This is a genomic window from Gracilimonas sediminicola (genome assembly GCF_024320785.1).
In the GTDB taxonomy this organism is placed as follows: Bacteria; Bacteroidota; Rhodothermia; order Balneolales; family Balneolaceae; genus Gracilimonas; species Gracilimonas sediminicola.
The window spans coordinates 338867-352074 of record NZ_JANDBC010000001.1; the positions used below are offsets into that span (position 1 = coordinate 338867).

Consider the following 13208-nt stretch of genomic DNA (forward strand, 5'->3'; position numbering starts at 1 on the left):
ATAATGGCAGACAATCAAAATATATCACCCGATGATCAGGACCTTCAACTGGCTCGAATTATTGGAGAGGCATTGCCTGATTTAGCGGTTTTGGAGAATACTTCAAACCCTTTGCTTTCCCAGTTGTTAGCCTACAAAAGTTCGGCGAGCCAACCGGCTGAACCGATAAGCTCTGAAGCCGTTTGGGATTCAATTCAATCCGAGATAAATGAATCCTCGGGTTCCGCCCGCATTTTACATTTCTCCCCGACAATCCGGAGATATGCTGTCGCAGCAGCTGTGGTGATGGTTGCCTTAGTAGGAAGCTTCTTCTATCAACAACTTACGGCACCAGCCCTGGTTGGGGAAAGTTTTGCTACAGCAGAAACCTTGACCTTACCGGATGGTTCTGCCGTCACCCTTCGCCCCTACTCTGCCTTATTCGCCGTTGATGTTTCTGATGAGTCAGCCGAATACAAACTGACGGGAGAAGCGTATTTTGAGGTATCCCACGATCCTTCCCGAACATTTTCGGTTCGTACCGACCAGTCTGAAGTGCGTGTATTGGGAACCCGGTTTATTCTTAGTGACTGGGGTAGCACTTCTACGGTATACCTGCAGGAAGGCCGAATTCAATACACAGCACTCAACAGCCGACAATCGGTACAACTGGAACCGGGACAATCTTCTTCCATCAGTGAAACCACGACCACTCCGCAAGTAACCACTACAGAAGAAACCCCCTTTACTGACTGGCTGAATAATGAACTCGTATTTCAAAACAAACCGGTTCAATCAGTATTTAATGAGCTAGAACAGCATTTCAATATCACCATTCAGGCGCAACCTGCCATTCTTCAGGAAAATCTGAGTGGCTCTATTCCTCTCGATGAACTTGATTCCGTACTCGGTGATCTTGAGCTGGTTCTGGGAGGCGCATTCTCAGAAACCGGGCAAAATTCATACGTTTTCAAACCTAATTCCTAATGGGAAAGCAATGGCTTGTTTTATTATTTGGCATGATCGTTTGTCTCGGCTTAACCCGGCAGGCATACGCTCAGTACGACTTTGATCAAGCGTCGGTTCTCGAAATCATTCAGGAAATTGAAGACAACGAAGCATACCGGTTTCTATACCGGGAATCGCAACTCACCGGCATCAGCTTAAGCTTTTCGGCTACCTCAGCCACTATTATTGATTCACTGCGAACCCATTTATATGACGTTAATATTGCCATAGAAGCTGACACTTCCAGAAAGCAGATTATTCTCTACCAGCAGACCACATCTTCTTCCCAAAAGTTATCCGTTACAGGTCAGGTTGTGGATGCCAGAACCGGCGAACGACTTCCCTATGCTACTATATTCTATGAAATAAACGGGCGAAAGCAAGGAGTGGCAGCCAATGCATCCGGGGTTTTCAACATTAAAGATGCCTACTCAGGAAGATCGGTTACTTTACACTGCTCCTTCCTTGGTTATGAAAACGGTCGCGTAAAGCTTAGCATGGATGAGCAAACTGCTTTCAGGGATCTCACCTTTCGCCTGCAACCGGTTGCTCTGCAATCAAATGATATCATCGTAACCGGATTTACCTATCCGGCCGGTTCCGACAGCATCTATCGTAATTTTGTAAATGCCGGGGTACTCAATCCTTTAGGTGAAAACAATACCACTAAAGCCCTACAGGCACTGCCGGCCGTAACCAATGGAACAGCTTTGAATAACGGAATTAACGTGCGGGGCAGCTCCGCCGATGCCACTCATATTCTGCTGGATGGTATTACCATTTATAATCAAAGTCACCTGTTTGGGCTTTTGGACAGCTTCAATCCCAATGCCTTGCAAACCTCTGGTTTTTTCTATGATGTGACCCCGGCCCAGTTTCAATCCTCTCCCGGCGGAACTATTAATATGCTTACAAAGACAGGCTCATTGAATGACTTTAGTGCTTCTGTCGGACTTAGTAACACGGCCTTCAATGCAACACTGCAGGGACCTTTTTCTTCAGGTAAAAGTAGCTGGCTGCTTTCCGGTCGTACTTCCTATATGAATTCCCTGAACTGGTTCCGCAATGATAACCTGATTGCCTACGGGCTAAATATCGATCGCCCCAACAACCTTTCCGGCGATGATGTAACCGACATTGACTCGCGACTGGTTTTTCCGGGCAGTTATGATGCTTCGTTCTTCGACTTGCATGGCAAGATGTATGTTGAATTCGAAAACGGGAGCCGGCTAATTGCCGGAGCCTATTATGGTGCCGATGATGTCTCTCAGGATGCAGAGCGGCTGGTGAGAAGGTTCAACCCAAATACTCCATCCCAGCGCTTTAGTTTGGAAGAAGTACAGACGCTAAATAAATGGGGTAATTTCAGTTCCAGCTTAGCCTATAAATCCCCGGTCTCTGAACGGATCTACAGCAGCTCTTTAGCGGCGGTTAGCATTTATAATTCTGAGTTCAGTAAAGATGATTTTGTATATAATCGGATTCAGGAAAACGGTGCCAACATACAGGTTTTCACTTATCCGCTTCAAAACCAAAGCGTGTTCAACGAGATAAAGCTGGATCAAACATTTGATTTGGTACTGCCAAATACTCAATGGACCGTAGGGGCTTCCTACCAGCATTTCATGGGGGAATATTTCGAAGAATCATTCGACCGGCCGGGATTTCTCACCACCTTTGAAGCGGGCTTAGCCGACCTTTACGCCCAGCTTGATTTTACCTCACTGGATGTAATAGATGTTCATTTCGGATCTCGACTGCACTACTATAACAATGGAAATTATCTTTACTACTCGCCCCGGATAAAGTTCAAGTTCTTAAATGAACGAGCCATATCCCTTGGTCTTGGATACAGCCGAAATTACCAGTTTACCCATCGGCTCTCGTTCTATAATATCAGCAGTCCCGATGTATGGATTATCAGTACGAAGGAACAGCCACCCACTACTTCCGATTATTTCACAGCCGGTATGTATTTCCGGTTTCTTGATAACACCCTTTTCCAGATGGAGGGATATCATAAGTCTCTGGTAAACGCTCGGCTATTTGACATTAATGCCCAAACCCTTACCAATAGTTTTAATGCGCCTCCCTGGTTTTACGGGAATGATGGAACTGCAAAAGGGTTAGAGTTTTTACTTAAAAACCGATTTCAGAAGCTAACGCTTACTCATTCATATGCTCTTTCTGAATCCACCTTCCGGAATCCGGATATATTTGATGGAGAGGAGTTTTATACCGAATGGGACCGCACACACAGCTTCCATTCTGCCGTTGAGTACAGGATTATCCCAAACTTAAAGACGTTCCTGAGCCTCACTCTTGCTTCCGGAACCCCAAATCGCCTTCACTTTCTGCAGATTGAAGAACAGGAGCGACTGGGAAATTATCGAAGAGTGGATGCAGGATTTGAGTATAAAGCAGAATTAGAGGGAGTGGTGATGGAAATCGGGGCGTCTGTATTTAACTTGTTTGATCATCAAAATGCCTGGTATCGAGAATTGGATCTGGTAATTGACACCTCCGTACCTCCTTCTCAACGCCGCCTCAGCTCTCAGGCCGTTAATGTGTATGATTTAGGAATTCAGCCCTCTTTTAATCTGATGGTTAGGTTTTAAAGGTGTTAGGTGTTAGGTTTTAGGTTTTAGTTAGACATTTAGAGCGATAGAGATCAACCTTTGCCCTGAAATGTTTACCAAGCATTGAATAGTAAAGATCCTTCTCACTTACCATCCCAACCCTATTTCAAACATCCATTCGCTCAATATGACGTCCCTAACTAACACCTAACACCTTGCGACTAAAACCTTCCCCCTAAACAACCGCATCCACCTCAATTTCCACCATCAAGTCCGGATGGATAAGCCGGGAAACCTCTACCAGTGTAGCTGCAGGTTTGACTTCCCCGAAAAACTCCTGATGGGCTCTCCCGAATTCCTCCCATTGGTCTATATCCGTAATAAAAGTCCTCGTCCGAACTACATCCTCCAGTGAAGCGCCAGCTTTTTTCAGTGCCCTCTCAATATTCAGGATACATTGTTTGGTCTGGAGATAAATGTCATCTTTTCCCACAACGTCCCCGTTTTCATCAATGCCTGTTGTGCCCGATACAAAAATCTGATTCCCGGTCTTCACCGCTCTACTGTATCCTACTTTATCTTCCCACTCCGCCCCGGAGGATATATTCGTTCGCATTTTATCCTTTTTCTGAGTTCTGAATAATCTATTTAAAGTTCATCATTTTATGAATATGGGAGCGAGTTTTAAGCCCAAATATAATATCGTTTTCCAGGACCTTCCTGATTTGGCCTAGGTTACAAGAATCGGGTGATCTTCTTCTTTGAATAACTGCTTGAGATAAGCTATCGCTTTTTCTTTGTCCTGATATTTAGTGTCAATAAGATAGGCTTTGGGATTCTCCAAAACTTTGCCGGTAGCACTGAATTGCCAATACCGATCTGTAAAACAAAGTTCCTCCATATCTTTATAGTAAATAACTTTTGAATTAATCACTCCATAGCGGGTCATCTTTTCGCTATCAAATACTATATGGTGACGAAAGCTATAAAACATAGTATATAGCATACCTATACAAAAAAGAATCATAATTGCTCCAAAAAGAAGCGCCTGATTTTTACCCATATATTCCCACAACTCTGTCATTCCATAGAAAAGATACCCGACAGCACCAATACAGATGACTCCTGCAATCAGCTGATAAATTTTCCACCCCTTCTTTACCTCAAGTACTACTTTTTCATTCTCCATTGTACCCTTAATTAATTGGTGTTTCTGTAAAATAAACCTCCTCAGGAAGATGTCAATACAGATAGGCTTTTTGCCAAGTTTATTAATTCTCGTTCGAACCGGAGAAAATGATAAGAAATACTTGTCGAGCCCTTCGCCAAACGACCCACCCCAACCCTCCCTATGGCGCTACGCTTATATGGAGGGGGCGCTTAATTAAAGAGTATACCCTTGGCCCATATTCCTTTTAATTCACCAACTATCCCCAACGAGTCCTCTTTCCCTGCGGCCCCAGCTAAGGATTGGAATGTAGTGCAGGCTCGCCGGAGGGAGAGAGACAGAGAGAGGGTCCTCTATGAAAGAGCCCATCATTTCACCTCACCACCTCCAAAATCTTCTTCAGCACCCGATCCATATCCACCAGCTCCTCATTTTTTATCCGAAGCACTTTTAATCCCAATCCATTAAGTACTACATCCCGTTGATAATCATACTCCTTTTGGAAATCATGGACTTTGCCGTCCAGTTCTACAACCAGGTTTAGTTCCGCACAATAGAAATCGGCGATATAGAAATACCGGCGGTTATTATGTTGCTCGAGCACAAAAGGTTTCTGTCGAAGAAATTTATATCCACCCAGTTGGCGGTTTCTTACATACTTCCACAATATATTCTCGAAAGGCGTTGCCTTCTTTCGCAGCTCTCTGGCTATTTCGGTTATGGTTTTTTGGGTGAGATTCATGATTGAATTAGAATCTTTTGCTCGAAAACCGCAAGTTTGTTGTCCAAACGTTATAGTCTCTCGCCAAACGACCCACCCCGGCCCTCCCTATTGCGCTGCGCTTATAGGGAGGGGGCGCTTAATTAAAGAGTATTCCCATAACCTATATCTTTCTCACCACACCAACTCTCACCAACGAGTCCTCTTTCCCTGCTGCCCCAGCTAAGGATTGGGATGTTGTACAGGCGCGACGGAGGGAGAGAGACAGAGAGAGGGTCCTGTATTAAAGGGCAACCAACTACCCCAAACAAAAAAAGGGCAGACAAACTGTCCGCCCTACGGTTAAAATACTCTAAAACAAGTGTGAGGTTCAGCACGTGTTATACTTCTCTTGTTTATCTTCTCACTCCGGGCTTAGATCATTAGGGAAATAGAGTTTAAATCTTGTGCCTTTGCCTACTTCACTTTCAACTTCTACCCTGCCGCCGTGCAATTTGACGAGCTTCTCGGTTACTTTTAATCCCAAACCGGTTCCCTTTTCGTTCTTCGTTCCGTACTCGCTGGGGTGATCGAGTGGTGAAAATAAATCCCGCTTAACTTCATCGGTCATCCCAACTCCCTCATCCTGTACAGTCAGCACCCAATCATCCCGGGACTTTTCTAACCGGACGGTAATCTCCCCCTTCTCATTGGAAAATTTTATCGCATTTGAAATCAAGTTTCTAATCATGGTCGTTATCATGCTTTCATCTGCTCTAATTTGGGAATGCTCTCCAAAATCAAACTTCAGCTTCAGCTCTTTATTTGAAAGACTTGCCTGGTAGAAATCGGATAAGTGCCGACCTACCCTTTTAATGTCTATAGAAGTAATATCTAAATTCAGATCCCCCGTTTGCAGCCTGGACCATTTCAACAAATCGTCCAGAGTAGTACTCATTCCTTTGGATGATGTATAAATAAGGTTCAGGAATTTTTTGAATTTTTCAGCTTCAAATGTTCCTTCCTCTAATGCTTTTACCGATAGATCAGAAAAACCAATAATGGTATTTAGTGGTGACTTCAGATCGTGGCCAATAATGGCGTTAATATCGTTTGTGGCCTTAAGCAGTTGTTCAAGCTTTTCATTCTTTTCCTTCAGCTGATCTTCCATTAGCTTGCGCATACTCAGATCCTGAAATACACCGTACAGCTTATAGGCCTCTCCTTTCTCATCCACTTGTGTTTTGCCAATGGCTCGCACCCATTTCCGGTTTCCTTTTGCAGTAACTAAGGTGAGCTCAAGGTCATATCCTTCACCGGTTTGTATAGCATAATTAACTGCCTCTGTGATGGCCGGACGGTCTTCTTCTGCGTAAAAATTTATAGCTTCCTCTACGCTCAGTTTCGTCCTTAAGGGCAGTTCATGAATACGATAAACTTCATCAGTAAAAAACAATTCCTGTGTCCTGATATCAAGTTCCCATCCCCCTACCGAAGCCAGCTTATTTGTGTCCTTCAGAAGCTTCTCAAGCTTCTTTCGGTCGGTAATTTCCCTGGAAGATGTTTGCAGATTTGCCACTTCCCCTTCCTCATTCAGTATAGGTTCCGTAGCCGTTTCAAACCAAATATACTCTCCATCTTTCCGCTTAATCCGGTAATGAACATGATGTACTTGTTCCCCCTTTAAAGCTCTTTCATGAGATTCTTTCTGAATTTTTTGTAAATCATCGGGATGGAATAATTCATATGGGGTAGTACCTAACAGCTCATCTTCTGTGTACCCCAAAATCTTTTTCACGGAAGGAGATACATATTCATAGGTACCATCCGGCTCGTGTAAGCAAACGAGATCAGCGGTGTTGTGAGAAATAAGCCGGAAACGGTCTCTGCTTTTCTTTAGCTCGTTTTGATAGGCCTGCTTTTCAAACTCTGAACTTAGCCATTGCCCCAGCAGCCTGACCATATCTTCATCAGCTTGTCCAAGCGGTTCCTTCCTTGGCTTAGAACTGGAAAAATTTATGGTTCCGATGGCTTCTTCATCTACAATTAGGGGTACTCCTATATAACTTTCAAGGCTGAACTTAGTATAGCAAGGATGCGCATTATGAGGAGAAGTTTTCATCTCATTAATACATACTACATCATCCGCCTTCAGGGTGATGCTGCAGTAGGTTTCCCTGAGATCAAATTGCATCCCAACTTCGAGATCGGCCGTTTCCGGATAATACTGGTGGATGGTATAGGTGCCACCTTCGACGCGGCTCACGATACCAATTTCAAACCCAAGTAAGTCGGTAGTGAGTTTGAGAGCATTCTTCATTTTGGCTTCAAAATCCTTTTCCTCATTGGCCACAATTGCTGCAACAAGACGTAACCTTTTAGTGAGCAGGGATATTTCCTCACTCCTTCTCTTTTCCCGGGTCAAATCTTTTATGGCGGCAAGGTAGCCAATCGTCTCTCCATCATCGTCTTTAACCACACTGCCAACAGATTCAGCCGGGAATATTTCTCCATTCTTTCGACGGTACAGGACTTCATATACCTCTGCTTTCACATCCGAATCCGGATTAAACCTCGCTTCTCCTGCATCGCTGAAATCCTGTTCTGAAGAATAAAGAAGAGATGTTTCTTTTCCCTTTACTTCACCACGCTTATACCCGAACAACTTCACGAAAGCCGAATTAACCGAAATAATTCTTCGATTAATATCTGTCACCACCATCGCATCAGGAATGGAATTGAAAGCAGAGAAAAAGTGATGCCTTCGAAGTCCGGTTTTATTATTTGATTCTTTTTCCAAAAATTTCTGCGGTTTAGTTCTCTTTAGTTTTTGGCTGCCCCTTCGGTAAAATATTTATAGATATAAATCAGAATACTGAGTGACCGGAAAAAGGTATTACCGATGATATTACGAATCCATTAAAAATAACTAAACATAATCTAAGATAAAGTAATTACTTATAACCAGTTTTTAATTATCTTATTTCAGCTTTAGGTCAATCTACAATTGATTTGTTCTAAGATTTCGAATGAACAATAAATAGTCTTATGACAAAAAAGAAAGGTTTTTTCAGGGTATTGCTGGTTGAAGACAACGAATCGCATGCTGAACTGATAGAAGAAAAAATAAGCACGCTCCAGGAAGACATTGTCGTTACCAAAACGGACAACAGAGACGATCTGATTGCTATTGTCAGGAATGATGAAACAGATTTAGTGTTATGTGATTATTATCTCCCCGGTTATTCCGGACTTGAAGTGTTAAGTGTGGTGCGGGAAATTAATCAGGAGCTGCCGTTCATTTTAATAACCGGATATCTGCCTGAGAAATTAGCTGTTGAAGCTATGAGGGATGGTGCTTCGGATTACATCATGAAGGATAATGCAGATCGGTTACTTCCGGCTATTGTAAGAGAGCTAAGAAATTATTCCCGACTTAAAGAAAGCCAAAGGGTCCTCGCAAAAAATCAGAAAACCATAGACAGAGCTTATCAGCTGGCTGCAATCGGGCACTGGGAATATGATGTAAAACAAGACAAGAGGTTCTGGTCAGATACGGTAAAATCGATCCACCGGGTGGACGACAGTTTTGATCCGAATGCTGAGACTACCTTCCCTTTTATAAGGGATGACCATGACAGAGACCTTTTGCTGAATGCATTAAATGAATCCATTGAAAACGGCACACCCTATGAAACCGAACTTGAAGTTCAAACTCCGGACGGGGAACATCGATGGGTACGAATCATGTGGGAAAGTGAAATGGAAAACGGCGAGTGTATTCGCATTTTGGGGAGCGTTCAGGACATTCATGGTGAGAAGTTAAGAAAAGAGAAACTGCAAGAAGCCCTCAAAGAAAAGAACACGCTTCTTAATGAAATTCACCACCGGGTAAAGAATAATCTCGCCGTAATTTCCGGAATGTTGCATTTGCAAGCCTTTGGAGAAAATGATGAGCGGCTTCAGAGTAAATTATTTGACAGTGTGAGTCGCATCAACTCAATGGCAGCTGTGCATGAGATCCTATACAAGTCTGAAACTTTTTCGAGATTAGACTTCAGTGAAAGTATTAACAAGCTTGTATCAAGCATTACCTCTGTATTTCAATCTGATACCGAACTCAATGTTCACCTGAATATTGACAAGAACCTGGAACTGAATATCAATCAGGCTATCCCGCTTTCTTTAACCATCAACGAAGTTATTACCAATACCATTAAGCACGCCTACGGGAAAGACGAATCTGGTGATTTGTATATTTCGCTCACTAATGAGGGTGACAAAATACAGCTGGTGATTGAAGATTATGGCAAAGGCATTCCTGATGGCTTTGAACCGGACGATAATACGCTTGGTTTCAATCTTATTGGAGCACTCACCGAACAATTGGAAGGTATCTTCTCTTACAAAGGAACCGGAAAAGGTACCAAATTTGAATTATGCTTTTCTAAATCTGAAAAGAAAGGCAGTAGCAACGCTCTTATTTAATTACAACACCCGTTGTAAAACCCCGGTCATCGCGAGGAGTATTATAAGTGAAGCAGGATTCCTCTTTCTTTCGACGAAGCGATCTCCTTGATTTATTTGGGATATCTATTTCAGCAAGCATGAGAAGAAGCCCTCTCACCCGTGGACTATTTCAACACATAAGTATCGTTTGGCAAAGCCTCTGGAAAAGCTATTGAAACTGCTTACACTGCTATCTATATATTTTCAAAAACCGTCTATATGATGAAAACAAAAAAGCCATCACACTCTTTCGAATATGATGGCTTTGAAGTATAAAGTGGAGGTGCGGGGAGTCGAACCCCGGTCCGGGAAGGTAGACCTGTTAGCATCTACATGTGTAGGTACTGATTGGTATTTCGGGTGAAGCCGAGCCCAGTACCTAAGCGACTTCAACCTATTCTGCTAAAGTTTCACGCAAACGCGGCAGAAGGCACGCTTACGATATCCTGTCTTGTATGACGTCCGGGCTGGCAATGACAGGCACTTAACCAGCGGGACGGCTTAGCAGTTTATGCTGCTAAACGGTATGAGTAATTATTGTCAATTACTTTTGATCCATAATGATTGTTATTACGAGAATCATTGGACACTCTCGACACGCAACCAACGGTGATACTCAACCCGTCGAATCCAGAACACCCCCAATACGTCAATGAACTGCTTATAAGATACGAAATCTATAGCTTCTTATTGTAGTGGAAACTCGTTAATCGTTATTGGTTATTCGTTATATTGAAAATACACGAATAACGATTAACCAATAACGAACTTATGAAATTTGGCAAGGTAGATAATCCCGGCGAAATCGACTTTTCCCTCCCACCGGATCACCCCGACACGCTTCGGGTATTAAATCAAAAAGGTGGCGGTGATTTTGATGCTTATGTGGGGTGTGCCAAATGGAATAAGAAAGACCTGAAAGGGTTTTATCCGCGGGGAACCAAAGATGAACTGGAGTACTATTCCCGGCAGTTTAATTCTATTGAGCTGAATGCCACGTTTTACGGGAATAAAGGGCCGGAACAGTCAGAAACATGGGCTGAAAAAACCCCGGACAACTTCAAATTCTTTCCCAAAGTGGTAAATACCATCAGTCACTTTAAACGATTAAAGAATATTGAGGCTCCACTGGAGGAATATCTCCATGGTATGCGGGGTTTTGGGGATCAGCTGGAAATGATTTTCCTGCAGCTTCGGGACGATTTCAAACCGAAAGATTTTGACCGTATTCAACGACTGGTGGAAATCTGGCCGGATGAAATTCCGCTTGCCATCGAATTGCGACACACGGATTGGTACAATGATGCTGCAGTAGCAAGTCAGGTGTACCAGCTCTTTGAAGAAAACGGGGTAGCCAATATCATCACAGACACCGCCGGGCGCCGGGACTTACTGCATATGCGCCTTACGTCCCCCGCAGCTTTTATCCGGTATGTAGGCGCCAATCACACCAGCGACTATGACCGTCTGGATGATTGGGTGGAACGTCTCAAATTCTGGAAAGAGCAAGGACTCGAAAAACTATACTTCTTTGTGCATCAGAACCTGGAGAAAGAATCGCCTATGCTGTCCAAGCATTTCATCAAAGCCATAAACAAAGAGCTGGGAACCAACCTGGATATCCCCGGCGAAGCCGAACAAGGTGATTTGGGGTTGTAGAAAAAACCCACCCCGTCATTGCGAATACTATGACTAAATCAAGTGTATTAGGCTGATTTTTTGTATTTCTTGATCATCTTTTGAATGTGCTTTGGATCATACTCTGCTTGATTATTCCACATGGCACAGTACAGACGAATCAGTTTATTGATGATGTTGTTGATGGCGACCAGTTCGTGTTTACCCTCGGCGAGTTTCTGCTCGTAGTAGTCGTGGTAGTGGGGGTTGTGGTTGGCGACACTGCGGGCTGCTTGGTGCATCAATCGCCGCATCTCGGAGTTTCCGTACCCGGTGGATCGGTTCGGGCTTTTGACGGAGCTTCCAGAGCTTCGGCTATGAGGAGCAAAGCCGAATCGGGAAGAGATTTTTCGGGCATTCAATTGGTCTTGCTCAGCAAACAAGCTTAGCCAAAACCGTCCCGTTACCGGACCGATTCCGGGAGCTGTCCTCATGGTTTGGTAGCGCTTGGACAGCGCTGGGTCCTGACGAATCAACTCGTTCATCGTCTGCTCGAGTTGGTCGATATGCTGGGTGAGAAGTTGAATCTGTTGGTTCCACATCTCGGTTAGCTGGCTCATATCCGCATCATGAAAATCGGCTTCGGTGAGCTTACTTTTGAGGGCTGCCCGCTGATCCACCATCTTGCGTCGTTCGGCCTGAAGCCGTTTTATTTGCCCGACAGCCGGTATTGGGGCCTCCGTCAGGTGCAGCCGGTCACTGAAGCGATCACCATATTCGGCCAGTTGGCTGGCATCCCATTGATCGGTCTTGCGGTGATGTTCGAAGCTAACTTTGTCAAGAGCGGTGGTTTTAACAACCGCATGGGACCAGCCTTCGGTAGTGGTCCACCGCAGCAGGTGCTCTCCGTAGCGGCCGGTGTGTTCACTCACCAGCATGGTTTGTGAAGGGTCAGCTTCCTGGTCTGTCAGCCACTCCCCGATGTGGGCAAAGCTTGCGGAAGTATTTTTTACTTCTTTGTGGAGCATCTATCCGGTTTTTCGGTCCAGCAAGCACAGGTCTAAGAGTAATTTTGAAATATCAATACCTACTATAAAGCGCCATTTAATTGTAATTTCCATAGCAATTCCTCTATTTTATGGTCGGTTGATAAGCTGCCGAGTAGTTACCGTCCCGCCTCTTTTAAAAAGGTGCACTTTCCATACTATATGGGCTTAGATAACTACCTGCCATGACAGGCTTTGATTCGCAAAATGGGTTTTACCCAGAGGAGACAAGAGATTGCCTGTCATGGTTCGGTAGCTTTTTATTTTGTTAGTAGCTAACCAACAAAATATTTCATCGGAAGTCTAAAAGAGGAGCCTGCACAGCCGAACGCCGGGCTGGGATGCATAACGACGCGGCAATCTCCCTGAACTGGCATCCCAAGTGGATTATGGAGATCGCGTCGTCGATATACGGAAAGCTCGTATCAACAACACCGGCTCCTCGCGATGACGGGTTTAAACACTCCTCCGGTACTAAAACAAACTCACGCGATGCCGTAAACGACTCGCTTACTTACCGGAATACACCTAACCATAACCACCCTTTTTCCACAGGCAACCAGCCCTTCCGGTACACAAGCGAAGGGGTTCAGCCCTTCACA

Annotated in this window: 9 protein-coding genes and 1 other RNA gene; 4 read left to right on the forward strand and 6 right to left on the reverse strand. The window is 44.2% G+C overall.

Annotation, left to right across the window (positions count from 1 at the left end):
• The first annotated feature begins 3 nt into the window (after positions 1-3).
• Complete coding sequence (locus tag NM125_RS01705; protein WP_255132224.1) at positions 4-966, forward strand: FecR family protein; 963 nt, start codon at positions 4-6, stop codon at positions 964-966.
• A complete protein-coding gene (locus NM125_RS01710; protein WP_255132226.1) occupies positions 966-3605 on the forward strand; it encodes a TonB-dependent receptor in 2640 nt (879 codons plus the stop codon). The genes NM125_RS01705 and NM125_RS01710 overlap by 1 nt, the downstream gene beginning before the upstream one ends.
• A 196-nt stretch (positions 3606-3801) precedes the next feature.
• Here NM125_RS01710 and NM125_RS01715 read toward each other — a convergent pair whose 3' ends face one another.
• The 4 genes from NM125_RS01715 to NM125_RS01730 form a co-directional block, all read right to left on the reverse strand.
• Entirely contained in the window at positions 3802-4182 is a 381-nt protein-coding gene (locus NM125_RS01715; protein ID WP_255132228.1) for a RidA family protein, read from the reverse strand.
• Positions 4183-4296: 114 nt separating this feature from the next.
• Entirely contained in the window at positions 4297-4755 is a 459-nt protein-coding gene (locus NM125_RS01720) for a hypothetical protein (protein ID WP_255132230.1), read from the reverse strand.
• Between the two features lie 352 nt (positions 4756-5107).
• Complete coding sequence (locus NM125_RS01725) at positions 5108-5476, reverse strand: endonuclease domain-containing protein (protein ID WP_255132232.1); 369 nt, start codon at positions 5474-5476, stop codon at positions 5108-5110.
• Positions 5477-5858: 382 nt separating this feature from the next.
• Positions 5859-8234 (reverse strand): PAS domain S-box protein, encoded by a 2376-nt coding sequence (locus NM125_RS01730; protein WP_255132234.1) that lies wholly within the window; start codon positions 8232-8234, stop codon positions 5859-5861.
• A 248-nt stretch (positions 8235-8482) separates the two neighbouring features.
• On the opposite strand from NM125_RS01730, the gene NM125_RS01735 reads away from it, so the two are divergent.
• On the forward strand, positions 8483-9922 hold the full coding sequence (locus NM125_RS01735; protein WP_255132236.1) for a sensor histidine kinase: 1440 nt from the start codon (positions 8483-8485) through the stop codon (positions 9920-9922).
• Positions 9923-10218: 296 nt separating this feature from the next.
• Here NM125_RS01735 and ssrA read toward each other — a convergent pair.
• Positions 10219-10586: a transfer-messenger RNA gene (gene ssrA, locus NM125_RS01740) on the reverse strand.
• Positions 10587-10714: 128 nt separating this feature from the next.
• Between ssrA and NM125_RS01745 the strand changes: the two genes are divergently transcribed.
• Positions 10715-11602: a DUF72 domain-containing protein gene (locus tag NM125_RS01745; protein WP_255132238.1), complete on the forward strand. Its 888-nt coding sequence runs from the start codon at positions 10715-10717 to the stop codon at positions 11600-11602.
• Positions 11603-11649: 47 nt separating this feature from the next.
• Here NM125_RS01745 and NM125_RS01750 read toward each other — a convergent pair whose 3' ends face one another.
• A complete protein-coding gene (locus tag NM125_RS01750) occupies positions 11650-12588 on the reverse strand; it encodes a transposase (protein ID WP_255132240.1) in 939 nt (312 codons plus the stop codon).
• Between the last annotated feature and the right edge of the window lie 620 nt (positions 12589-13208).